19 protein-coding genes are annotated in these 24200 nt (G+C 69.2%); 10 read left to right on the top strand and 9 right to left on the bottom strand.

The features are described from left to right. The first annotated feature begins 16 nt into the window (after positions 1 to 16). Positions 17 to 2662, top strand: coding sequence for a LuxR C-terminal-related transcriptional regulator (locus ACFJGU_RS13890; protein ID WP_382304097.1), 2646 nt, complete (start codon positions 17 to 19; stop codon positions 2660 to 2662). On the opposite strand, the gene ACFJGU_RS13885 is transcribed toward ACFJGU_RS13890, so the two are convergent. Beyond that, positions 2655 to 3947: a glycosyltransferase gene (locus ACFJGU_RS13885; protein ID WP_382304096.1), complete on the bottom strand. Its 1293-nt coding sequence runs from the start codon at positions 3945 to 3947 to the stop codon at positions 2655 to 2657. The two genes, ACFJGU_RS13890 and ACFJGU_RS13885, sit on opposite strands and share 8 nt — an antisense overlap. 361 nt (positions 3948 to 4308) lie before the next feature. Here ACFJGU_RS13885 and ACFJGU_RS13880 point away from each other — a divergent pair, with 361 nt between their 5' ends. The 6 genes from ACFJGU_RS13880 to ACFJGU_RS13855 are packed head-to-tail and all read left to right on the top strand — an operon-like array spanning position 4309 to position 11755. Next, positions 4309 to 5658 (top strand): nucleotide sugar dehydrogenase, encoded by a 1350-nt coding sequence (locus ACFJGU_RS13880; RefSeq protein WP_382304095.1) that lies wholly within the window; start codon positions 4309 to 4311, stop codon positions 5656 to 5658. 47 nt (positions 5659 to 5705) lie between these two features. Further along, a complete protein-coding gene (locus ACFJGU_RS13875; RefSeq protein ID WP_382304094.1) occupies positions 5706 to 6728 on the top strand; it encodes an NAD-dependent epimerase/dehydratase family protein in 1023 nt (340 codons plus the stop codon). Then, complete coding sequence (gene glmS, locus ACFJGU_RS13870) at positions 6728 to 8539, top strand: glutamine--fructose-6-phosphate transaminase (isomerizing) (protein WP_382304093.1); 1812 nt, start codon at positions 6728 to 6730, stop codon at positions 8537 to 8539. The genes ACFJGU_RS13875 and glmS overlap by 1 nt, the downstream gene beginning before the upstream one ends. Before the next feature lie 21 nt (positions 8540 to 8560). Next, positions 8561 to 10165: a polysaccharide deacetylase family protein gene (locus ACFJGU_RS13865; RefSeq protein WP_382304092.1), complete on the top strand. Its 1605-nt coding sequence runs from the start codon at positions 8561 to 8563 to the stop codon at positions 10163 to 10165. Next, positions 10162 to 11001 carry a hypothetical protein gene (locus ACFJGU_RS13860; protein ID WP_382304091.1) on the top strand — a complete coding sequence of 280 codons (840 nt, stop codon included), beginning with the start codon at positions 10162 to 10164 and terminating at the stop codon, positions 10999 to 11001. The genes ACFJGU_RS13865 and ACFJGU_RS13860 overlap by 4 nt, the downstream gene beginning before the upstream one ends. Before the next feature lie 46 nt (positions 11002 to 11047). Further along, a complete protein-coding gene (locus ACFJGU_RS13855; protein ID WP_382304090.1) occupies positions 11048 to 11755 on the top strand; it encodes a FadR/GntR family transcriptional regulator in 708 nt (235 codons plus the stop codon). Here ACFJGU_RS13855 and ACFJGU_RS13850 read toward each other — a convergent pair. Together ACFJGU_RS13850 and ACFJGU_RS13845 are read right to left on the bottom strand one after the other, a co-directional pair. Further along, positions 11752 to 12627, bottom strand: coding sequence for an amidohydrolase family protein (locus ACFJGU_RS13850; protein WP_382304089.1), 876 nt, complete (start codon positions 12625 to 12627; stop codon positions 11752 to 11754). The two genes, ACFJGU_RS13855 and ACFJGU_RS13850, sit on opposite strands and share 4 nt — an antisense overlap. Further along, entirely contained in the window at positions 12624 to 13580 is a 957-nt protein-coding gene (locus tag ACFJGU_RS13845) for an aldo/keto reductase (RefSeq protein WP_382304088.1), read from the bottom strand. The genes ACFJGU_RS13850 and ACFJGU_RS13845 overlap by 4 nt, the downstream gene beginning before the upstream one ends. Positions 13581 to 13739: 159 nt before the next feature. Here ACFJGU_RS13845 and ACFJGU_RS13840 point away from each other — a divergent pair, with 159 nt between their 5' ends. Both ACFJGU_RS13840 and ACFJGU_RS13835 read left to right on the top strand, forming a co-directional pair. Continuing rightward, positions 13740 to 14585 (top strand): fumarylacetoacetate hydrolase family protein, encoded by an 846-nt coding sequence (locus ACFJGU_RS13840; RefSeq protein ID WP_382304087.1) that lies wholly within the window; start codon positions 13740 to 13742, stop codon positions 14583 to 14585. Next, positions 14582 to 15337 (top strand): SDR family NAD(P)-dependent oxidoreductase, encoded by a 756-nt coding sequence (locus ACFJGU_RS13835; RefSeq protein WP_382304086.1) that lies wholly within the window; start codon positions 14582 to 14584, stop codon positions 15335 to 15337. Before ACFJGU_RS13840 ends, ACFJGU_RS13835 begins: the two co-directional genes overlap by 4 nt. Before the next feature lie 83 nt (positions 15338 to 15420). Here the strand turns inward: ACFJGU_RS13835 and ACFJGU_RS13830 are convergent, their stop codons facing one another. From ACFJGU_RS13830 to aceA, 3 genes are all read right to left on the bottom strand, one after another. After that, positions 15421 to 17004, bottom strand: a complete 1584-nt coding sequence (locus ACFJGU_RS13830) for a Na+/H+ antiporter (RefSeq protein WP_382304085.1) — start codon at positions 17002 to 17004, stop codon at positions 15421 to 15423. Between the two features lie 104 nt (positions 17005 to 17108). Continuing rightward, positions 17109 to 18749: a malate synthase A gene (gene aceB / locus ACFJGU_RS13825; RefSeq protein WP_382304084.1), complete on the bottom strand. Its 1641-nt coding sequence runs from the start codon at positions 18747 to 18749 to the stop codon at positions 17109 to 17111. 110 nt (positions 18750 to 18859) lie between these two features. Continuing rightward, positions 18860 to 20149, bottom strand: coding sequence for an isocitrate lyase (aceA, locus tag ACFJGU_RS13820; RefSeq protein ID WP_382304083.1), 1290 nt, complete (start codon positions 20147 to 20149; stop codon positions 18860 to 18862). A 174-nt stretch (positions 20150 to 20323) separates the two neighbouring features. Here aceA and ACFJGU_RS13815 point away from each other — a divergent pair, with 174 nt between their 5' ends. After that, positions 20324 to 21757, top strand: coding sequence for a helix-turn-helix domain-containing protein (locus tag ACFJGU_RS13815; protein WP_382304082.1), 1434 nt, complete (start codon positions 20324 to 20326; stop codon positions 21755 to 21757). 7 nt (positions 21758 to 21764) lie between these two features. Here the strand turns inward: ACFJGU_RS13815 and ACFJGU_RS13810 are convergent, their stop codons facing one another. The 3 genes from ACFJGU_RS13810 to ACFJGU_RS13800 form a co-directional block, all read right to left on the bottom strand. Further along, on the bottom strand, positions 21765 to 22631 hold the full coding sequence (locus ACFJGU_RS13810; protein ID WP_382304081.1) for a GyrI-like domain-containing protein: 867 nt from the start codon (positions 22629 to 22631) through the stop codon (positions 21765 to 21767). 121 nt (positions 22632 to 22752) lie between these two features. Continuing rightward, positions 22753 to 23631 (bottom strand): hypothetical protein, encoded by an 879-nt coding sequence (locus ACFJGU_RS13805; protein ID WP_382304080.1) that lies wholly within the window; start codon positions 23629 to 23631, stop codon positions 22753 to 22755. Beyond that, positions 23621 to 24178, bottom strand: a complete 558-nt coding sequence (locus tag ACFJGU_RS13800) for an RNA polymerase sigma factor (RefSeq protein WP_382304079.1) — start codon at positions 24176 to 24178, stop codon at positions 23621 to 23623. Before ACFJGU_RS13800 ends, ACFJGU_RS13805 begins: the two co-directional genes overlap by 11 nt. Positions 24179 to 24200 lie beyond the last annotated feature (22 nt).

Genomic DNA, 24200 nt, shown 5'->3' with positions numbered 1-24200 from the left:
CCGGACGGGGACACTGATGGAGTTCATCGCACACCGGGATGAGCTCGAGTTCGTCGTGCACATCGCCACCGCTCCCGCCGAGAGCGCGGTGGTGTTCGTCGGCGAGCCCGGGATCGGCAAGTCGAACCTGCTCGAGGCGGCCCGCCGGGAGTCGACCATCCAGGCCGTGCTGCTGCACGCGAACCCGGCTGAAGCGGCCTGGCCGCTCTCCGGCTTCTCGCGCGTGTTCGCGTCGATCGACGACTCCCGTGCCGTGGAGTTCGGTGGCCGCTTCACCCTCCGCTCGACGGAGCCGCAGTTCATGTTCGCCGCCGCACGCGACCTGCTGTCGCTGCTGCGCGGCCTGACCCTGCCGCCGCTGCTCGTGCTCATCGACGACATCGACAAGATGGATCTGGAGAGCCAGACGCTCCTCGGCTTCATGGCCGGACGTCTGGCCGGCACGGGACTGCGCTTCGTGGCGAGCGCCGAGCGTCTCGCCGAGGACAGTCCGCTGGCCGGCTTTCAGCAACGTGAGATGCACCGGCTGAGCATCGACGACTCGGTGTCACTGGCCCTGGCCGACCTCGGCCCGGGCACCGATCCCGGAACCCTGCAGATCATCGCCCACCAGGCCGACGGCAACCCGCTCGTGATGACAGAGGCCGCCCGCTCGCTCAGCCACGAACAGACGCTCGGGCGCGAGCCCCTGGTGCTGCCCTGCCGGCCGAGCGAGACCATCAAGAACACCGCGGCCTACCGCCTGGCCGGCATCGCCGAGCCGCAATGGCGGATGCTGGAGACCATCGCCCTCGCGCCGGTGAGCCACATCACGGCGCTCACCCGCACCAGCACCGACGACATCGACGCGCTGGAGGACATCCTCTACTCGGGCCTCGCCATCGCGCACGGGCAGTACGTCCACCTGGTGGAACCGCTGCTGCGCTCCTACCTCTACTGGGACATGAAGCCGCGCGAGCGCCGGGAGCAGCACGCGCGGCTGGCCGAGCTGAACGAGGGCATCGACGACCGCCTGCAGGTCTGGCACGCGAGCTTCGCGACGCCGGATGCCGCCCTCACCGACGAACTGCTCGTCGCGGCGACACGCTTCGCGAGCGAGGGCGACATCAACTCCGCCGTCGAACTCGCCGAGCGGGCCCTGCTCATCGCGGTCGACCTGGAGGCGCACCACGCGCTGCTCTTCCGCTTCGCCTCCGCGCTCTCGAGCCACGCCGAACTCGACCTGGCCGAGCGGTACCTGCTTCACGTGCGTTTCGACCCGAGCTCGGCCGCTCTCAACATGCGGCTGGCGGGCGATCGCATCGCGATCGAGTTCGAGAAGACCCAGATGGTCCCCACCGGCGACGTCGAGGCGGCTGTGAGTCTCTACGGCGACGACGACCCGTCGGGTGCGGTGCACCTGCTCTCGCTCACCTCCGTGCTGCACGCCGTGCGCTGGGAGGTCGACGAGGCGCGGCGCAGCACCCTGCTGGCCGAGAAGTTCACCGCTCGCGCGAGCGAGGCCGCCATGCAGGCCCATAAGGAAGCGCTCGGCGTCGTCGACGCCACCGACAACGTGCCGGGCAACGAGCCGCCGACGGCCCGGATCAGTTCGGAATCGCTGCAGGCACTCTCCCAGCAGTCGCTCGTGACCTTCGCCGCCACCCTGACCTACCGCGAGCGCTACGCCCAGGCGCGCCGCGTCTACGCGGTCCTGTTCAGCAAACCCGACGCCGATCCGCTCTCCGTCGAATGGGCGCACACGCTCGCGTGCACCAACGAACTGCGGGCGGGCGACTTCCACCGCGCACGACTGGCCGTGGAGGATTGGCTCACCACGTCGCTCCCGGTCACCAGCCGCCGGTCGGTGCGATCCCTGCTGCTCGCCTGGTACTCCTTCTCGAAGGAGCGCTTCGACGAGTCGAAAGCCTACGGCGAGGATTGCCTCGAACTGGCCTCGGCCGAACGCAACCCGGCCGTGCTCGCGCGTCTGTTCACGCATCGCGGCCAGGTGGCCCTGCTGGAAAAGAACTACGACGAGGCGGTGCGCGTGCTGCTGCTGGCGGATGCGACGGCCGCCCACATCGAGAACCCCTCGCTGCTGCGTCACGTCGCCGACCTGGTGGAGGCCTGCGTGGCGACCGGCCGGATGCGTGAGGCCGAGGCGGTGCTCCGCCGCATGATCGAGCAGCAGAAAGTGCGACCCACGAAGTGGCTCGATCTCGCGATCGCCCGCTCCCGCGCCCTGGTCGCCCCCGACGACGTGTCGCCGACGCTGTTCCGCGAGGCGGCCGCGGCCTACGACGGGACGGTCTACAGCTACGACCACGGGCGCACCCTGCTCGCCCAGGCCGAGCGGCTCGGCCGGCTCGGTCACGCCCAGGCCGCGGAGCACGCGGCCACGGCCGCTACGGCGGCCTTCGAGCAGGCGGGCGCGACGCTGTGGGCGCGCCGCTTCGTGGTCCAGACCGAGACCCCGCCGGCGGTTCCCGCGAGCGCGGTGCTCGCGCTCCTGACGCCCGAGGAGCGCGAGGTCGCCGAGATGGTGCGCAAGGGATTCCGCAACCGCGAGATCGCGGCCGAGCTCTACATCTCCCTCCGCACCGTGGAACTGCGGCTCACCCACATCTACCGCAAGGTGGGCGCGCGGTCGCGGTCGCACCTCGCGTCACTGCTCAACTGAGCACGGGCTGTTCGGTCTCGGTGCGGGCGGGGCGCCGGGACGGGCTCTTCCAACTGCCGGTCGACCGGCTGAACAGCGCCTCGAACAGCGCCACCGTGCAGAGCAGGGCGTCGACGATGCGGAAAAACGGGAAGATGACGCCGTAGGCGAGGTACACGGGTCGCTTCGACACCACGGCGGCCAGCACGCTGAGGAGGTAGTCGGGGATCACCACGCCGAGGATGAGGGCGAGCGGCGGCAGGGCGCCGGCGAAGTCGGCCACGAACCCCGTGGGGTTCAGACCGAGGTCCTCGAGCGTGGCCACTCCGGTGGAGATGAGCACGGCAGGGATCAGCAGGATCAGCACGATGCTGGAGAGCAGCAGTTCGGCGATGAAGAGCGTGAGCGCGAGCCAGAAGGTGCGCATCCGGAAGCGGTGGCGGCCGACGGTCTGCCAGAACCCGAGGTTCCACCGCTGCACCTGCTTCACGTAGTCGAACAGGGTGTCCGGATCCTGAGTGAGGGCGATCGCCGCGTTCGGGTGGAAGGCGATGCGGCCGAGGCGTTTGGCGTGCACCTCGAAGGTCATGTTGTAGTCCTCGATCTTCAGCCCCTGGGCGGCGATGTCGATCTCGGAGAGGATGCGGGTGCGGTACATGCTCGCGAAGCCGGGCACGATCGGCACGACATTGGCGTAGCGGGCCGCCTGCCCGAACTTGAAGAGGTACTGCATCGCGATGTAGACGCGTTCCCGGTAGGCCACGAGCAGACGGCCGAAGAAGGTGGGCGATCGCGGCACGAAGAGCGTGGAGGCGCGTCCGGCCACGGCGACCACCGAGGGGTCGGCGAACTCGCCGAGGCCGGTCTCGAAGTAGTCGGCCGTGAGGTGCGTGTCGGCGTCGAGCAGCAACAGCACCTCGAAGCGCTCGGCGATGCGGAACTGCTTGATGGCCTCGACAAGCGCGCCGGCCTTGCCGCGGTTCGGGCTGAGCTCCAGCACGGTCGCGCCGTGGGCACGGGCGATCACCGCGGTGTCGTCGGTGGAGCCGTCGGAGACCACGAACACGTTGACGTCGTGGCCGAACTCGGCGAGGGAGGCGATGGTGTTGCCGATCACCATCTCCTCGTTGTGCGCGGCCATCAGGATGGCCACCTGGTCCCGGGTCGGCGCGCCGGCGCGGAGGCGCACGGGCACGGTGCCCTTGCGACGCGCACGAGCGGCGATGACGCGCATCCCACCCACCGTCGCCCAGATGATGGTGTTGATGCCGAGCACCAGCACGAGCACCACGATGAATGTCAGCATCGCAGCCTTCCCCCTTCGGTCACGAGGCCCACGCTAGTTCGTCGCGCGGCGCTCGCCCCCCGCATCCTCGTGCGGTAAACCGCACTTCGCCGCCACCGACCGCACTCGGACGCGAACCCTGCGTTGAAAACCGCAGTCCTCCGAAAAGCCGTTGACTCCCCTGTGAGCCGACGGAGACAGTGTGTCCGGGGGCAGAGGCCGAACGACTCGAACTTCATCTCTCAACCCGACCCGATTGCGTCGCACGGCGACGAGATGGATGAGCCTCTCACCCGGAGGTACCCACTCATTCCTCTCGTCGTCGTAGACCGCCGTGATCCCACCGCTATTGACACGCGCCAGAAGATCAAGGGAGACCACCGTGACCACGTTCGACAGCATCACCCGCCCACAGCGAACCGAGGAAGCCGAGGGATGGAGCGCACCGGTTCAGCCGGCCGCCACCCCCACCGGATTCGAATTCGACGTCGCCATCGTCGGACTCGGCTACGTGGGTCTGCCGACCGCACTCGCGTATCACGGCTCCAACAGCCGGGTGCTCGCGCTCGACGTCTCCGAACGCCGGATCGACGTCATCCGCTCGCAGCAAGCCGACCTGCTCGAGGTCGACCAGGCCCGCCTGTCGATCGCCCTCGACCACCCCGGCTTCACCCTCAGCACGAACCCCGACGACCTCAGCCGGGCGGCCGCCGTCATCGTCTGCGTGCCGACCCCGGTCGACGAGCACCTCATCCCCGACCTGTCCATCCTGAAGGGCGCCACGGCGATGGTGGTCGACCACGCCGTCGCCGGCCAGGTGCTGATGCTCACCTCCACCTCCTACGTCGGCTGCACCGACGACCTGCTGGTGAAGCCGCTGATCGAACGGGGCTTCACGATCGGCTCCGACGTGTTCGTGGCCTTCAGCGCCGAGCGGATCGACCCGGGCAACGCCTCCTTCGACCACGACGAGGTACCCCGCGTCGTCGGCGGAGCCACCGCGGAGTGCGAAGAGGAGGCGACCAAGCTCCTGCTCCGCTACGTCACCAACGTGCACCGCGTGCGCTCGCTCGCGGCGGCCGAGATGACCAAACTCTTGGAGAATACGTTTCGCGCTGTCAACATCGCCCTCGCCAATGAGTTCGCCGACATCTGCCGCTCGCTCGATCTGAACCCCGCCGACGTGGTCGACGCCGCGGCAACCAAGCCCTACGGATTCATGCCGTTCCTGGCCGGACCGGGCGTCGGCGGCCACTGCATCCCCTGCGACCCGCACTACCTGCTCTGGCAGCTGCGCAAGCAGCGGGTCGCCGCTCCGATGATCACCCAGGCCATGGTGGAGATCGCCGCCCGGCCGCATCGCGTGGTCGACCGCGTGCAGGAGGTGCTCTCGGGCGCCGGCTCCGGCATCGTGGGCACCCGCGTGCTCGTCATGGGCATCTCCTACAAGCCGGATGTCGCGGACCTCCGCGAATCGCCCGCCCTCGAGATCCTCGACGAACTGATCGAGCGCGGCGCCACCGTGGCCTTCGTCGACGACCACTTCGACGGGGTGACCCTGCCGAGCGGCACGCACCTCGACGCGGTCACCGACCCCGTCCGCTTCGACGCCGAGATCGTGGTGCTGCACACGCGGCACTCCACGACCGACCTGACCTGGATCGAGCCGCACCAGCTCGTCCTCGACACCACCTACCGCGGGGTCGACGTGCCCCAGCGCGTGATCCTGTAACACCCCGCCCACTCCATCCGACCCGAACTCGAATAGGACGAACAACGATGCGCACAGTAATCACCGGCGGAGCCGGCTTCATCGGCAGCCATTTGGTGGAATACCTCCTCGAACTGGGAGACGAGGTCGTCGTCCTCGACGACATGTCGACCGGGGCGCCCCGCAATCTGATCGACTCACTCGTCAACCCGCGACTCTCGATCGTGCACGGCTCCGTGCTCGACCGCGACGCCGTGATGGCGACCGTACGCGGGGCCGACCGGGTCTTCCACCTGGCTGCCGCCGTGGGCGTGAAGCTCATCGTGGAACAGCCGCTGACCAGCCTCCGCACCAACATCCACGGTACCGAGAACGTGCTCGACGCCTGCGTGGAGCACGACGCGACCCTGCTGCTCGTGTCGACCAGCGAGATCTACGGCAAGAACACCGCCGACCGCCTGCACGAGGACTCCGACCGCATCCTCGGCTCGCCGCTCAAGTCGCGCTGGACCTACGCGGCCGCCAAGGGCATCGACGAGGCCTTCGCCCACGCCTACTGGACCGAGTACGGGCTGGATGTCGCGATCGTGCGGCTGTTCAACACCGTCGGCCCGCGGCAGACCGGCCGCTACGGCATGGTGGTGCCGAACCTCGTGGGCCAGGCGCTCCGCGGGGAGCCCCTCACCGTCTACGGCGACGGCAACCAGACCCGGTGCTTCTCCTACGTCGGCGACATCGTGCCGGCGCTGGTGCGCCTGGTCGAGGAGCCCACGGCCTACGGCAACGCCTTCAACCTGGGCGGCGCGGAAGAGGTCTCGATCATCGACCTGGCCCGGCGCATCATCGACGTCACCGGCTCCAAGAGCAGCGTGACCTTCGTTCCGTACAGCGAGGCTTACGCCCCCGGGTTCGAGGACATGCGTCGCCGGGTGCCGGACAACAGCCGCGCCTACGGCCTCGTCGGCTTCGTGCCGGCCACGCCGCTGGACGAGATCATCCGCCGCGTCGCCGAGGAGATGCTCACCTCGCGGTCGCTCGAGCACGAGGTCGCGAGCTCCCCGCGCGTCGCCCTCGACAGCTGGGGCTCCTGATGTGCGGCATCGTCGCCTGCCGGATGGACGAAGCCGCAGGCCCCTTCCTGATCGACGCACTGAAGCTGCTGGAGTACCGCGGCTACGACTCCGCCGGGGTCGCCATCCGCACGGTCGACGGCACGATGGCCTCCTCGCGCACCACCAACCGCGTCGAGACCCTCGAGCGCCAGCTCGACGACTGGTCCGGTCCTGCCCTCTCGGGCACCGGCATCGGCCACACCCGTTGGGCGACGCACGGCGCGGTCACCGAGACGAACGCGCATCCGCACGCCGACTGCCGTCAGCGCGTCAGCATCGTGCACAACGGCATCATCGAGAACGCGGATGCCCTGCGCCGCCAGCTCGAGCAGACCGGTCACGTGTTCGCCTCGGAGGTCGACAGCGAGGTGGTGAGCCACCTGATCGAGGAGGAGCTGCTGATCACGGGCGACCTGCACTCGGCGGTCACGGCCGCCACCCTGCGGCTGCACGGGTCCTGGGCGATCGTCGCCCTCGACGCCGAGACCGGCCGGATGGTGGCCGCCGCGCACCGTTCCCCTCTGCTCGTGGCCCACTCGGCCAAGGGCGTCTTCGCCGCCAGCGACATCAACGCGATCGCCGAGTTCGTCGACGAGTTCCAGGCGATGAGCGACGGCGACGTCGTCGAACTCGCCGAGGAGTTCGTGTGGACCCGGAGCGGCGCGCACTCCGCGGCTCCCGCCTACGCGGCCTCGAACTGGTCGGGTGTGACGCACGGGCTCGCGGGTCACAGCGACTACATGAGCAAGGAGATCGCGGAGCAGCCCGAGACCGCCGCCCGCATCATCGACCGCCTCGCGCCGATGATCGCCGACGGCTCGCTCTGGGCCGGCCTCAACCTCCCGCCCTTCGAACGCGTGGCCGTGCTCGGCTGCGGCACCTCGCTGAACGCCGGGCGGGTCATCGCCAACGCGTTCGGCGCCCTCGGCGACGTGCCGAACAGCTCGCTCATCGCGAGCGAGGCGTCGTCGGCGATCATGGACCCGCGCACGCTCGTCATCGCCCTGAGCCAATCGGGCGAGACGGCCGACGTGCTCCGGGCGATCGACGACCTCGACCTCGGCACCTCGTCGCTCATGGCGCTCACCAACAGTGAGCACTCGACGCTCGCGCGGCGCGCCGACTCCATGCTCAACTGCAACGCGGGCCCGGAGATCGGCGTCGCCGCCACCAAGACCTTCGTCGCCCAGGTGATCACCGGGGTGGCGATGGCACTGTCGGCCCTCGCGGCGACACGGAGGATCGACCGGGACTACGCCCGGCGTCAGACCGACGACCTCCGTCGCATCCCGGACCTCCTCGCCCATGCAATCGCGGCATCGCAGAAGGCGATCCCGCCGCTCATCGAGGAGATCCGGGATGCCCAGGGCTATCTCTTCCTCGGCCGTGGTGCGGGCGTCGTCTACGCCGCCGAGGGAGCGCTGAAGCTCAAGGAGCTGAGCTACCGCTGGGCCGAGCACTACCCGGCCGGCGAACTGAAGCACGGGCCGCTCGCGCTCGTCGAGGCCGGCACCCCCGTCGTGGTGATCGACTCCGGCGACCGTCGGATCGAGAGCAACATCGCCGAGGTCGAGGCCCGTGGCGGCCGCGTCATCCGGATCGGCGGCGCGGGCAGCACCATTCCCGCGCTCGGGCTCAGTCTCGGCACCCCGATGCCCGGCGGCATCGACCGCTGGGGACCGCTGGAGTCGGTCGTCCCCCTGCAGATCCTGGCCCGCGACCTGGCGCTCGCGCTCGGCCGCGACGTCGACAAGCCACGCAATCTGGCCAAGTCGGTCACTGTCGAATAAGTCGAACAAGAGGAGTTCATCGTGCAACGAGGCACCACCCCACCCACGAAAGCGCGTTGGCGCCCGTTCGCGACCCTCCTGGCCGTGTCGGCCCTGGTCGTCGCCGTCGCCGTTCCCACGGCAGCGGCGGCGGCCGCACCGGCCGCCGCGCCCGCTGCGGCCAAGCCGCAGACGGTGATCAGCCTCACCTTCGACGACGGCAACGCGAACCAGCTCGCGGCCGCCTCGGCGATGAACACCCTCAAGATGAAGGGCACCTTCTACGTGGTGTCGGGATTCGTCGGCGCCGCCGGGTACTTCACCCGCGCCGATCTCGACTCGCTGAAGGCGGCCGGTCACGAGATCGGCGGACACACGGTCAACCATCCCGACCTCGCGGTGCTCCCCGCCGACGAGGTGGCCCGGCAGATCTGCAACGACCGCAGCACGTTGATGAGCTGGGGCTACACGGTGAAGAGCTTCGCGTATCCGTTCGCCTCCAGCATCCCCGCGAATGAGACGGCCGCGAAGAACTGTGGCTACAACAGCGCGCGGATGCTCGGCGACCTGCAGAGCCGCTTCGGTTGCACGGGCTGCGGCTACACCGAGAAGATCCCGCCGGCGAATCCCTACTACCTCAAGGCGCTCGACCAGGTCGACAACACCTGGACCCTGGCCGACCTCAAGGCCTCCGTCACCAACGCCGAGAAGACCGGCGGCTGGGTGCCCTTCACCTTCCATAACGTCTGCGCGAGCGGATGCGACCTGAACGTCACACCGACGGTGTTCACGCAGTTCATCCAATGGCTCGCGCCGCGTGCGACCACCAACAACACGGTGGTGAAGACGGTCGACCAGGTGATCGGCGGCACGCTCAAGCCCGCGAAAGCCGGGCCTGTCACGCCCGCGGCCGGCCCCGGCGTGAACGCCGTGGTGAACCCGAGCATGGAGACCATGGGCTCCTTCGGTCTGCCGAGCTGCTGGATGACCGGCGGCTACGGCAACAACACCCCGACCATCACCTGGACCTCGCCCGCCCGCACCGGCACCGTCGCTGGATACGTCTCGGTGGCCAACTACGTCGACGGGGATGCGAAACTGCTGCCCACCTTCGACCTCGGCGCCTGCAGTCCGACGGTGGTGCCCGGTCACACCTACTCGATGAGGGCGTTCTACAATTCGACCACGGTGACGCAGTTCGCGATCTATCTGCGCACCACCTCGGGCGTCTGGCAGTACTGGACCTCGAGTCCCTGGTTCCCCTCGAGCCTGACCTTCACGGAGGCGGTCTTCACGACACCCGCGATCCCCACCGGGTTCACCGGCATCAGCTTCGGACTGAACGTGTTCAGCAACGGCACGCTGGTGACCGACGACTACGCGCTCTACGACAGCGTCGGCGCACCGGCCCCGTCAATCGCCCCGGCTCCGGCCCCCTCGGTGGCGCCGAAGGTGCAGGGTCCGGTGGAAGTGCACATGAACCCGGCTCCCGACCCGGCCGCCACGTCGACACCCCCCGCGTCGACGCCGCCGGCCGAGACCCCTCCGGCGGAGACCCCGCCGGCCACGACTCCGGCCAGTCCCGCTCCCAGTAGCCCGACGCCCTCGATGCCCCCGTCGACCGGTGCGAGCGGCGGAAGCCAATGACCCGGTCTGGCCGGAACGGGGCCCCCGCGACGATGCGCCAGGCGCGCATCGCCGCGGGGGTTCTGCTCGCCGCCCTCACCGGGGCATCCCTGACCGGATGCTCGTTGTTCAAGCCGTGCATCGAATTGGCAGGATGCGGAGGAACCGTGCAGACACCGACCTCGACCGCTGCCCCGGGAGGCGGCTCGAGCTACCCGCTCCACACCGACATCGTGGGCACGACCTTCTGGGTGGGTGAGATCTTCGACCCGAACGCCGACGACGGCAGCCAGGTGCTCTCCACCTACGACAGCAACTGGCTCGCGAGCTATGGCGGCTGCGACGGCACCACGGCCGGCGGCAGCTGCGAGACCGAGGCCCGCACGGCGGCGAACGACTACTTCCCCACCCAGATGACACCTCTGGAGAACCCGTTCTATCTGGATCTGCCCTTCGACGACGTGAACGATCCCGCCGCCTTCGCCCGACGCGACCAGGTGGTGCCGTGGGCCGGCCAGGAGCCCTACGCCTCCCACTCCGGCGACCCAAACTTCAGCTACATGAAGAACCGCTGGGTGGCCCTCAGCTACAACGGCGCGACCTGCTACGCCCAGATCGAAGACGCCGGGCCGGGTGAATACAACGACGCCGAGTACGTCTTCGGCACCGACAACGCTCGGCCGTTGAACGCCCGCTACGGCGGAGCGGGAATGGATGTCTCCCCCGCGGTGGTGGGCTGTCTGAACTTCGACGAGCTGAACGGGGAACAGGGAGGAATCTCCTGGCAGTTCGTCGACGACGCGGCGGTTCCGCCCGGGCCGTGGACGAAGATCGTGACGACGAGCCAGGTGCAGTAGTCGCACGCGTCGATCCGGTCCGGTGCCGCAAAGGTAGGATCACTGCATGGCCGTGACCGACGAAGCGATCCTCAAGATCAAGGACATGATCCTGCGCGGCGAGCTCGCGCCCGGCGACCGGCTTCCACCCGAGAAGGAGTTGAGCGAGCGCCTCGGCCTGTCCCGCAGCTCCATGCGCGAGGCCGTCAAAGCTCTCGAGGTCATCCGGGTGCTGGACGTCCGGCGCGGTGACGGCACCTACGTCACGAGTCTCGAGCCCCGCCTGCTCCTGGAAGCGATGACCTTCGTGGTCGACCTGCACGACGACGACTCGATCCTCGAGCTCTTCGCCGTGCGGCGCATCCTGGAGCCCGCGGCTGCCGGCATGGCCGCTGCGCACATGGATGCCGCCCGAATTGCCGCGCTGCGCGGGCACATCGCCGACGTCGACGAGTCGAAGTCGGTCGAAGACCTCGTGGCCCATGACATCGGATTCCACGCCGCGATCGTCGAGGCGGCGGGGAACTCCTACCTCACCACCCTGATCGAGTCGCTCTCGGGGCACACCCTCCGCGCCCGACTGTGGCGCGGGCTGACCGAGGAGAACGCGACCGCGCGCACCCTGTCCGAGCACTCCGCCATCGTCGACGCGCTCGAAGCGGGCGACGCGAAGCTCGCCGAGGCGCTGATGATCGCGCACATCTCGGGCATCGAGCACTGGCTCCGTCGCTGGAGCACGTCGGTGACCGACGCTGCCGAGACGTCTGACCTCTAGGCGCCGGTCTCCTCGGGCACCTCGGGCGATTCGGCCGCGTCGACCGCCAGGCCGTACACGCGCGTGGCCGTACCGCCCAGCACGGAGTCCCGCTCCGCCGGCGACAACTCGTCCATCAGTGCCGCGAGCACTTCATAGGTCGGCCGGTAGCCTCCGTCGGGAACCGTGATGGGCCAGTCGCTGCCCCAGAGCAGGCGCTCGGGCCCGAACGCGGTGAGGGCGACATCCCACACCTCGCGCAGGGCATCGACGGAGTAGTCGGTGCCCGGCATCCGGAGTCCGGAGACCTTGCCCACGGTGTTCGGATGCGCGGCCGAGCGCTCGATCTCGGCCCGCCAGTCGGCGAAGTCGGCCGCCCCACGCGGGGGCTTGGCGAGGTGGTCGATCACGATGGCGAGCTCAGGGAGGGCTGCGGCGAGCGCCGTCACCTGCGCGAGGTGCCGGGGCCAGGCGTTCGGCACGTCGTAGGCGAGCCCGTGTGCGGCGAGGAGCCCGAGGGACCGGCGCACAGCCGGCAGTTCGAGGAACTCGTCGCGCGGGTCACCGTGCACGAGATGGCGCACGCCGCGGAAGGCGGGATGCGCCAGGCGCCGTTCGAGTTGCGCCGCGGCCCGCTCGGGGTCGTCGAGCTGCACCCAGCCGACCACGCCGGCGACCCAGGCGTGGGTGTCGGCGACCTGCAGCATCGCATCCGTGTCGGCGTCGGTGTCGTCGGCCTGCACCAGCACGGCGCGATCGACGCCGGCGGTCTCGAGCTCGGCGCCCGCCTGATCGGCGTCGAAGTCGGCGTAGAGCTCGCCTGCTTCGGGGGTGAGCCAGGGGTAGGCGCCGTCGCCGAGGGTCCAGAGGTGGAGGTGGCCGTCGACGATCATCGGCGCACCAGGGCTTCGTCGACGAGCTGCTGCCAGAACTCCTCGGGGATGGGTGCGCTCATCCGCTCCACGTTCTCGCGCAGCTGGGCCGGCTTGCTGCTGCCCACCACGACCGTGCGCACCAGGGGATCCCGCAGCGTGTACTGCAGGGCCGCCGCGGGCAGCTCGACGCCGTGGTCGCGGGCGACGGCGGCGATGGCCTGCACCCGAGCGAGCGTGCCGGCCGGCACCCCACCGTATTCGTAGCGGGAATCGGCACCCGGTTCGTTGGTGGCGAGCAGGCCGGAGTTGAAGACCGACGCATTGACGATGCCCACCCCGTTCTCGGCGCAGGCTTCGAGCACCTCGGGGAACACGGGCTGTTCGGCCAGCGTGTAGCGGCCGGCTGTCATGAGCAGGTCGATCGCGCCGGTGCGCGCACTGCCGAGCAGCGCCTCCGTCGACATCGATCCCACCCCGACGGCGCTGACGAGCCCCTCCTCGCGGAGACCCACCAGCGCCGGCACAGCTTCGCGCAGACCGCTCTCGAGGTCGTTGCGCTCGGGGTCGTGCAGGAAGAGCACGTCGACGCGGTCGAGGCCGAGGCGTTCGAGCGACTCATCGAGGCTGCGACGGATGCCGTCGGCTGTGAAGTCCCAGACCCGCTTCTGATCGGCGGGCACGGCGAAGTCGGCCGCGAGGTCGAGGGTGCCGGCGCCCTCGGGGTTCGGGCGGAGAAGCCGGCCGACCTTGGTGGAGAGCACGTACTCCTCGCGCGGCTTCGTGCGCAGGAACGCGCCGAGCCGGCGCTCGGAGAGGCCGAGACCGTAGTGCGGAGCCGTGTCGAAGTAGCGGATGCCCGACTCCCACGCCGTCTCCAGGATCTCCTGGGCCACCTCGTCGGAGAGCTCGCGATAGAGATTGCCGAGGTTCGCCGCGCCGTAGCCGAGAGAACCGAATTCGATGTGCGGCATCCGAGTGCAGCCCTCCTCTGTGAGTGTCGGTTCGAGCATAAAGATCGGATGTCTAACCTGTCAAACGCGGCTAAGTCACGGTTTCGGGCCGCATTTCGGCCACGCTCGGCGCTATAGTTCTGATGTTAGCGACCCACAGTAGATGAGGAAAGCAGCTCCATGAAATTCCTGCGACTCGGTGAACTCGGCCAGGAGCGCCCCGTGCTCCTCGAGGGCGACACCTACTTCGACCTCTCCGGGATCACGGCCGACATCGACGGCGGCTTCCTGGCGAGCGGTGGGGCCGAGCGGGTGCGCGCGGCGCTGGCCGTCGGCGAACTGCCCGAGCTGAGGGATGCCGCAGCCCAGCGCATCGGTGCGCCGATCGCCCGGCCCTCGGCCGTGGTCTGCGTCGGCATGAACTACGCCGCGCACGCCGCCGAGTCGGGTTCCGCCCCGCCCGAGGTGCCGATCATCTTCCTGAAGACGCCGAACACCGTCGTCGGCCCGAACGACGTCGCCCGCATCCCGCGCGGCAGCAGCAAGACCGACTGGGAAGTCGAGCTCGGCGTCGTCATCGGCAAGCACACCTCCTACCTCGACTCCCCCGCCGACAGCCTGGCGCACATCGCCGGCTTCGTGGTGGCGAACGACCTGTCCGAACGCGAGTGGCAGATCGAGATCTCGGGCGGCCAGTGGTCGAAGGGCAAGAGCGCTCCCGGGTTCAGCCCGGTGGGGCCGTGGCTGGTGACCCCCGACGAGGTCGATCACACGAACCTGCGGCTCCGTTCCTTCGTGAACGGGGAGCCGCGACAGGACTCGAGCACCGCCGACCTCATCTTCGGCGTCGAGCAGATCGTCTACCAGCTCAGCCAGTACATGGCGTTCGAGCCCGGCGACCTCATCCTCACCGGCACGCCCGAAGGCGTGGCGCTCTCGGGTCGATTCCCCTATCTCAAGGCCGGCGACGTCGTCGACATCGAGATCGAAGGCCTCGGCCACCAGCGGCAGGAGTTCGTGGCGTGAGCGGCAGCGAGTTCAGCGGTCTCGTTGCCGTCGTCACCGGCGGCGCGTCGGGCATCGGGGCGGCCATCGCCGACCGCCTCCGCGAGGGCGGCGCGGATGTCGCCGTGCTCGACCTCAACCCCGCCGGCGCGAACCCGGCGCACTTCGCTCTCGCCGCGAACGTGGCCGACGACGCGTCGGTGCGCGCCGCGATCGCCGACGTGGCCGAGAAGTTCGGACGCATCGACATCGTCATCAACAACGCCGGCATCGGCGCGGTCGGAACCGTCGCCGACAACGACGACGAGGAGTGGCACCGGGTCTTCGACATCAACGTGGTCGGGATGGCGCGCGTCACGCGAGCCGCCCTCCCCTACCTCCGCGAGTCGCCCTCGGCCGCGGTGGTCAACACCTCGTCGATCGCCGCCACCGCCGGCCTCCCCGCCCGTGCCCTCTACTCCGCCACCAAGGGCGCCGTGCTCTCGCTCACCCGCGCCATGGCGGCGGATCACCTTCGCGAGGGCATCCGCGTCAATTGCGTCAACCCCGGCACGGCCGACACCCCCTGGGTCGCCCGCCTCCTCGATCAGGCCGACGACCCGGCCGCAGAACGCGCGGCACTCAACGCCCGCCAGCCCCACGGACGCCTGGTCGAGGCATCCGAGGTCGCCGACGCCGTGGCCTACCTCGCGAGTCCGCGGTCGGGTTCGACCACCGGCGCGTCGATCGCGGTCGACGGCGGCATGCAGAACCTCAGGCTGCGCCCGGAGTAGGTCTCAGCCCCGGACTTCGCCCACCGAGACGTCAACCGCGTGCGCCAGCGGTGCCGGTCGTCGCGACGTTGGGACGTCCGGGCTCACTCGGTCTTCCGCGGGCGGCCGATGTTGAGTTCAGTCTCCTCGACGTCGATCTTGGCGAGCACGGACTTCACCGCGCGCTCTTGGTAGCGCCCCTCGCGCCGGGCGTCGAGCACGGCCTGACGCTCGGCGGCGATCATGATGCGCCGCAGCCGGTTGTAGGCCTTGGCCGGCGGTTCGACTCCCTCCGCGGCGGGGTTCTCGAGCGCGTCGGTGAGGAAGGTGGCGTTCAGGCGCAGCCGCTGCACCACCCGTTCCTCGTCGGTGTCGCTCACCTCTTCCTCGAGGCGCGCGAGGCCCACGCTCTGGGCCTCGGCCATCAGCATGTGCGCCTCGGTCTGCTCCTGCGAGTAGTCGGGCGGCGGCAGGCGCAGCAGCCGGATGATGATCGGCAGGGTCAGCCCTTCGAGCAGCGTGCCCACCACGACCACGAAGGCCAGGAACTGCAGGAATGCGCGGCCCGGCGTCTCCTCCGGCAGCAGGAACACGGCAGCCAGCGTCACCACGCCCCGGATGCCCGCGAACGACACGGCGATGCCGTTGCGCCAGCTCCACCCTCTCGAGCGCAGGCGTCGCGGGCCGTAGCGGTAGAGCGTGGTGGTGAACACCATCCAGATCAGTCGGGAGAGGAAGAGCACGACCAGCAGGATGATCGAGATGAGCACGGTCTCCCAGAACCCGGGCCCGGCGACCACGGCGGCCTGGAAGATCGAGAACAGGCTCAGCCCGATGAAGAGGAACACCGCGTTCTCGAGCAGGAACTGGATGGTGCGCCAGTTGAGCGACTCGGCGATGCGGGCTTCGGCGGTCTGGATGACGGGCGCGCGATAGCCGAGGTAGAGGCCGGCCACGACGACGGCCAGCACCCCGGACCCGTGGATGAACTGGGCCGGGATGAAGGCGATGTACGGCGTGATCAACGACAGGCTGGTGTCGAGCACGGGCGACTTCAGCTGCTTGCGGATGAACGCCATCACGAAGCCGATGGCGAGCCCGACGCCCACCCCGCCGACCACGGCGAGTCCGAATTCGAGCACCACCGCGCCGGGGTTGAGCGTGGCAACGATCGCGGCCACGGCGGCGTTCAAGGCCACCAGGGCGGTGGCGTCGTTGAGAAGGCTCTCGCCTTCGAGCACCGTCACGAGACGCCGGGGCAGGTTGAGACGACCGGCGACCGCGGTCACGGCCACCGCATCCGTCGGGGCCACCACGGCTCCGAACGCGAAGGCGGCGGCGAGGCTGATGGCCGGGATGATGAGCCAGGCGGTGAGACCGACGGCCACGACTGTGAACGCGACGAGCCCCACCGAGAGCAGCAGGATGCTGTCGCGCCGGGCCCGCACGTCGGCGAACGAGGTGCGGATGGCGGCAGCGAACAGCAGGGGCGGTAGGAGTCCGTACAGGATGAGGTCGGGTTCCACCTCGATGTTCGGCACGCCCGGGATGAACGACACCACGGCGCCCACGAGCACGAGCGCCACTGGCGCCGACCACCCCACCCGCCGCGACAGTCCCGTCACCGCGACGGTGACCACCACGAACGACACGACCCACACGATCGTGCCCACGGTTTCGCCGTCCATAGAACGCAATTATGGAGGAGGTCGGCGTCGGAAAGCGCAAACGTGGTGGCAACCGGCCTGTATAGGGCGCGGACACCACCACGTTTGCGTTTCTGAACGCTCGGCTAGGCGGCGACGAACTCCCGCGCCGGAGCCACATCGACGAGGTAGTGCGCGTACGCCGGGATCGTGAGGAACGTGGGGAAGTCGTCCTCCAGGGCGACCTGGTGCAGGATGTTCTCGGCGTCGTCGTAGCGGTCGGCGAGTGAGCGGTCGAGCTCGCGGATCACGTCGTGCAGCACCGTCTCGACGGAGGCCCGGGTGATGCGCGTGCCCTCCTCGGTCACGACGCCCTGGTGGATCCACTGCCACAGCTGCGAGCGCGAGATCTCGGCGGTGGCGGCATCCTCCATCAGGTTGTCGATCGCGGCGGCGCCGATCCCGCGCAGCCAGCTCTCGATGTAGCGGAGGGCGACCGACACGTTCGACCGCACACCGGCATCCGTCACCCGCGGTTCGAGCGCGCTCAGGTCGACGAGCTCGCCGGCCGTGACGTGCACCTCGAGGCGCTGCCGTTCGACCTGGTTGGGAGCTTCGCCGAGCACCGCGTCGAACTCGGCGCGGGCGGTGGGGATGAGATCCGGATGCGCCACCCAGGTGCCGTCGAACCCGTCGCCCGCCTCGCGCCGCTTATCGTCGGCCACCTTCGCGAGTGCTCGCTCGGTAACCTCGGGGTCGCGCCGATTCGGGATGAAAGCGCTCATGCCTCCGATGGCATGTGCTCCCCGCTTGTGGCAGGTCTGCACGAGCAGATCGGTGTAGGCCCGCATGAACGGGACCGTCATGGTGATCTGGTCGCGGTCGGGGAAGACGTAGCTGCGGCCGCGATCCCGGAAGTTCTTGATGATCGAGAAGATGTAGTCCCAGCGGCCGGCGTTGAGGCCGGCGCAGTGGTCGCGCAGTTCGTAGAGGATCTCGTCCATCTCGTAGGCGGCCGTGATCGTCTCGATCAGCACCGTCGCCCGGATGGTGCCGCGCGCGATGCCGAGGGCGTTCTCCGAGAAGGTGAAGATGTCGTCCCACAGCCGGGCCTCGAGGTGGTTCTCGAGCTTGGGCAGGTAGAAGTACGGACCGCGGCCGGCGGCGATGAGCGCCTGGGCGTTGTGGAAGAAGTAGAGTCCGAAGTCGACGAGGGAGGCCGACGCCGGCCGGGTGTGTCCGGCACGGTCCCGGTAGCCGAGGTGCTTCTCGACGAGGTGCCAGCCGCGCGGCCGCAGGATGATCGTCGGCGTCTGCGCGCCGACCCGGTACTCCTTGCCCTCGTCGCTGGTGAAGTCGACCTGCCCGCGGATCGCGTCGAACAGGTTGATCTGCCCGCCGATCACGTTCTCCCAGGTGGGGCTCGTGGCGTCTTCGAGGTCGGCGAGCCAGGCCTTGGCGCCCGAGTTGAGGGCGTTGACCGTCATCTTGCGGTCGGTCGGTCCGGTGATCTCGACCCGGCGGTCTTCGAGACCCGGCCCGGCGCCCGCGACGCGCCATTCGGTGTTCTCGCGGATCGCGGATGTCTCGGGCAGGAATCGCAGGTTGCGGCCGTTCTCGATGGCCTTGCGCTGGAGCATCCGGTCGTTCAGGCGCTCCTGCCGGCGGCCGGCGAACTGGTCGTGCAGCCGGGCGACGAACGCGAGCGCCTCGGGGGTGAGGATCTCGTCGAAGCGGTCGCCGTGCTCGGCGTGGATGGTGATGGCGCTGGTTCTGGTGTGGGACATGTCGTGGCCTTTCGGATGTGTCGAAGTCGATGGAGTTCTGGGGCGATGCGACGAATGGATGGGCTCTGCGGCGCATCCGACCCCGAACTCCATCGAGTTGTGACGACGGATCAGTGGAACTGCTCGGATTCGGTCGACCCGACGAGCGCGAGAGTGGCGCTCGAGGGGTTCAGGGCCGTGGCGATTCGGTCGAAATAGCCGGTGCCGACTTCGCGCTGGTGGCGCGTCGCCGTGTAGCCGTCGGCCTCGGAGGCGAATTCGGCCTCCTGTAGCTCGACGTAAGCGCTCATGTGCCGCTCGCCGTAGCCGCGGGCGAGCGTGTACATGGAGTGGTTGAGGGCGTGGAAGCCCGCGAGGGTGATGAACTGGAACGCGTATCCCATCGCCGCGAGCTCGCGCTGGAAGCTGGCGATCTGCTCGTCGTTCAACTTGCTCTTCCAGTTGAAGGACGGCGAGCAGTTGTAAGCCAGCAGCTTGCCGGGGAACTCGGCGTGGATGACCTCCGCGAATCGCCGGGCCAGCTCGATGTCGGGCTCCGACGACTCCACCCAGAGCAGGTCGGCGTAGGGCGCGTAGGCGAGCCCGCGGGCGAGCACCGTCTCGATGCCGGGCGTGGTTCCGAAGAAGCCCTCAGGCGTGCGCGTGCCGTCGAGGAACGGGCGGTCGCGCTCGTCGACGTCGCTCGTGATGAGGTTGGCGGCGAGCGAGTCGGTGCGGGCGATGATGATGCTTGGTACACCTGCGACGTCGGCGGCGAGGCGGGCGGCGTTGAGCGTGCGGATGTGCTGCGAGGTCGGGATAAGCACCTTGCCTCCCATGTGCCCGCACTTCTTCTCACTGGCCAGCTGGTCCTCCCAGTGCACGCCCGCGGCACCGGCGGCGATCATGGAGGTCATGAGTTCGTAGGCGTTGAGCGGCCCGCCGAATCCGGCCTCGGCATCCGCGACGATCGGCGCCAGCCATTCGCGCTCAGGCAGCCCTTCGGATGCCTCGATCTGGTCCGCCCGGAGCAGCGCGTTGTTGATGCGCCGCACGACGTTCGGAACGGAGTTGGCGGGGTAGAGGCTCTGGTCGGGGTAGGTCTGGCCGCTGAGGTTGGCGTCGGCGGCGACCTGCCAGCCCGAGAGGTAGATGGCCTTGAGGCCGGCGCGCACCTGCTGCACGGCTTGGTTGCCGGTGAGGGCGCCGAGGGCGGGCACCCATTCCTCGGCGTGGAGGAGCTCCCAGAGGCGTTCGGCGCCGCGCCGGGCGAGGGTGTGCTCTTCCTGCACCCGTCCGCGGAGGGCGATGACATCTTCGGCGCTGTAGTCGCGCTCGATGCCGTTCCAGCGGGCATCCGTCTTCCAGGCGGTCTCGAGTTCTGCCGCGGTCTGGGTCTGGTCTCCGGGTCGGTTCGTCATGGTGGCTCCTCTGCCGTGGAATTGCTGTCTGAATTCGACTATCCGGGCACCGCACGCATCCTTGACCCGGATTTTCGACAGAAATTTCTGCCTTCTTCTGTTTTCCTGAAGAACCGGAGGTGAGAGGATGCCGCCATGCCCCCATCCGCATCCGGGCGCGTCGATGATGACTACATGCTCGATTCATTGACCATCGGCCGCCGCATCCGCCAGCTCCGCTCCGACCGCGGACTCACCCTCGACGACCTCGGCGCCGCCATCGGCCGCGCCCCGTCGCAGGTCTCGGTGATCGAGAACGGAAAGCGCGAGCTGAAGCTCGGCGAGCTGCAACGATTCGCGCGGGTGTTCGACATCAGCGTCGACCAGCTGCTCTCGGCCGAGGCGCCGTCGCGGAGGGCTGCGCTCGAGATCGCGCTGGAGCGGGCGCAGCGGGGTCCGCTCTTCGCGTCGCTCGGCCTGCCGCCGCTTCCGGTGCGCAAGTCGCTCAGCGACGAGGCGATCGAGACCATCCTGGGCCTGCACCGCGAGCTCGAGCGGGTGCACAACGAGCGCGCGGCCACCCCCGAGGAGGCGCGGCGGGCGAACACGTCGCTGCGCAAGGCCATGCGCCAGCGCCACAACTACTTCGCCGAACTCGAGCAGACGGCGGCTTCGCTTCATGCGGCGGTCGGACACACGGGTGGGCCGCTATCGCAGCGCCTGGTGTCCGACCTGGCATCGCACCTCGGTTTCACCCTGCACTACGTGGGCGACCTCCCTGGCTCCACCCGATCGGTGACCGACCTGCGCAACGGACGCATCTACGTGCCGCTCGGCCAGTCGGCCGATTCCGACCCCCGATCGGTGGTGCTGCAGGCGCTGTCATCCCACGTGCTCAAGCACGGCGAGCCGGCCGGCTACGCCGAGTTCCTGCAGCAGCGAGTCGAGACCAACTACCTCGCGGCGGCCCTCCTCGTGCCCGAGAAGGGCGCGGTCGACATCCTGAAGCAGGCGAAGGAGGCGCGCGAGCTCTCGGTGGAGGACCTGCGCGACGCCTTCGGCGTGAGCTACGAGACGGCAGCGCACCGCTTCACCAACCTGGCCACGCACCACCTCGACATCCCGGTGCACTTCCTCAAGGTGCACGAGAACGGCACCCTGTCGAAGGCGTACGAGAACGACAACGTCGCCTTCCCGACGGATGCGTTGGGCTCGGTCGAGGGGCAGACGGTATGCCGCTTCTGGAGCGCGCGCCGGGTGTTCGACGTGGAGGACCGCTTCAGCCCGTACCACCAATACACCGACAAGCCGACGGGCACCTACTGGTGCACCTCGCGCATCCAGCCGGGGGCGACCGGCCAGTTCTCGGTGTCGGTGGGAACGGCCTTCGCGCACGCGAAGTGGTTCCGCGGTCGCGACACGGCGAACCGCTTCACGTCCACCTGCCCGGACGAGTCGTGCTGCCGGCGCCCGCCCGCAGCGCTCGCCGCCGCCTGGTCCGGCCAGTCGCATCCGTCGGCGCGCCTGAACTCGTCCCTGCTCGCAGCGATGCCGACGACCGGCTTCACGGGCGTCGACACAACAGAGGTCTTCGAGTTCCTGGAGCGCCACGCGCCGGCGGAGTCGTAAGCCTGCGTCAGGCGCGCTCGACCGGTAGCCACAGCTCGCACGTCGCCATGCTGAAGTCCTCCGCCCGCTCGAGCACCGCGACGATCGAGGGGCCGGGCCGCAGCCGCCACGGATTCGACGGAAACCACTCCGTCGCGGTGGCCGCCCACACGGTCTGCAGCGCCGCGGGGTACTCACCTTCGCTGCGGAAGACCGCCCACATCCCGGCCGGCACGTCGATGCGGTCGAGGTCATCCGGCACGGGCGTCTCCTGCGAGACAGCGACCCCGTGCAGATACGTCAGCTCGCTTCCCTCCCGGTAGTCCGGGTCGACATCCGCGCTCACCTGCAATAGCCCCGCGGGTTCGGTGTCGCTGAGCTGTTTGAGCCGTGCGTGCTCCGCCTCCGGTAGCGACGCGATGTGGGCCTGGATGCGCGGATTGACCCCCTCGTGGATGAGCGGCACGCGGGCGGCATGCCCGACGAGCCGGAAGGCGGGTCGTTCGACGAGACGAGTGTCCATGATGATGTTCCCTTCGACGGTCAGGCGGAACCTGATCTGCGGTTGCATGCGAAGGGGTCCGCCGTCTCGCCGCGCGTCGCCGGGGCTGACGCCGTGCACCGAGCGGAACGCCCGCCCGAACGCCTCGGTCGACCCGTACCCGAACCGCACCGCGATGCCGAGCAGCTCGTCGCCGTTCAGAACCTCCGTTGCGGCGACCGTCATGCGACGCCGCCGGATGTACTCCGACAGCGGCATCCCGGCCAGCGACGAGAACATCCGCCGCAGGTGGTACTCGGTCGTGCCGAGCCCGCGCGCCAGCTCCCCCACGTCGATCTCGCTCGTGAGGCGCTCCTCGACCAACTCGACCAGCCTGTTCAGCTCAGCGATCACGGCTCTCCCTTCGCCTCCAACACTTCCAGCCGGCGTCGATCGGCACCCCACTATCGCGGTCCGATCCGATCGCGCCCACAGCTGATCGTCACGAGCACGCTCTGGCGGCCTGAAGCCCGGATCAGTCGCAGATGTCGAAGACCACGTCCCACGTCGAGGTCTGGAGGAGACGCACCGTGCGCGGACCGTCGGGCGACGATGCGACCTGGAACACGAGGTAGCGGCCGTCGACCGGCCCGGAGACGTAGGTGGTGTAGCCCATCGTGTCGTCGTACCGGGAGGTGGTCTGCCGGAGGTCGGGGTAGGCGGCGATCAGGTCGTCTTCCGACGATCCGAGACGGATGCCCGCCAGGGTCGACGGCGAATCGGGCAGCGGCGAGCCGGCAACACCTCGCGTCTGGAATTCGGCGTACGTGAGCACGGGATCGTCGACGGGGTTGATCCGCGCATCGGCCTGAGTCAACGCGATAGCCACCTCGAGCGAGTCCTCGTCGAAGCTGCCGATCCGGTAGAAGCCGGAGGGGCAGTCGATCGGCGACGGATTCGGTTGGAGGCCGGCGGCCTCCGCGAATGGCGCTATAGAGTCCCCCACCATGAGGCTGCCGGCCTGGCCGTAGTCCACGACCCAGGTTCCGGGGTCGAGCGGGTCGACCGTCGGCTCAGCCGGCGCGACGGGTGCCGGAGGCTCCGGTGAGGGCGTCGGCGTCGCCGTGGGCGTCTCCGGCGACGGGGATGCCGGCGCACTGGTGGCGGGTGGCGCGGGTGGCCCGTCGAAAGGGTTCGGGAGGAGGCCGGTCGCCAGGGCAGCACCGCCTCCCCCGATCACCAGCAGACTGACCGCCGCGATCGCGATACCCAGCACCCGGCGTCGCACGGTCGCCCACCGGGACCGGGCCGCGGCCGACTCGGGCGCATCCTGGAGCGCGGCTGTCATCACGGAGCTGCGCATGGTCACGAGCAGGCGGGCGAGCTCGTCGCCGGCCGGAGGATCAGTTCTCATCGTCGGTCACCACCTTCCTGAGTCGCGTTCTGGATCTGAGTACGCGCTGCTTCACGGCACCCACCGTCAGACCCAGCTGTTCCGCCGCTTCGGCGTAGGAGCGGCCTTCGATCAAGCACAGCTCGCACACCCTGCGGTCGACCGCGGGGAGCTTCTCGATCTCCGCCATCACCCACCGCAGCTGATCGCGCGCGTCGTCGCCCCCACCTTCGACTCCGATTCCGGATGTCGAGAGCAGGTCATCACGCAATTCGTCTGCCCGGTGCTTGGCCCGGAGCCGTTGAAGATTGAGAGCGTGATTGCGGCAGGTCACCAGGAGCCAGGGCAACAGCGACTCCTGCGGGATCGAGGCGCCGCGACGCCAGGCCGTGAGGAACGTGTCCTGCACGAGCTCCTCCACGTCGCGGCGATCGGATGCCAGGGCCCAGGCGTACCGGGTCACAGCCGACGCGTGCCGGTCGAAGACCGCACCCAGCGCTTCGGGCTCTCCGCGAGCCAGTCGCTCGAGCAGCGCGGCATCGGTCATTCCGCTGTCATCCACAGGCACCCCCATACCCTAGAGATGTCGC

Source organism: Herbiconiux sp. UC225_62 (assembly GCF_042694625.1).
Lineage (GTDB): Bacteria > Actinomycetota > Actinomycetes > Actinomycetales > Microbacteriaceae > Herbiconiux.
The sequence above is the reverse complement of the archived record's forward strand: the minus strand, read 5'-3'. Positions and strand labels throughout refer to the sequence as shown.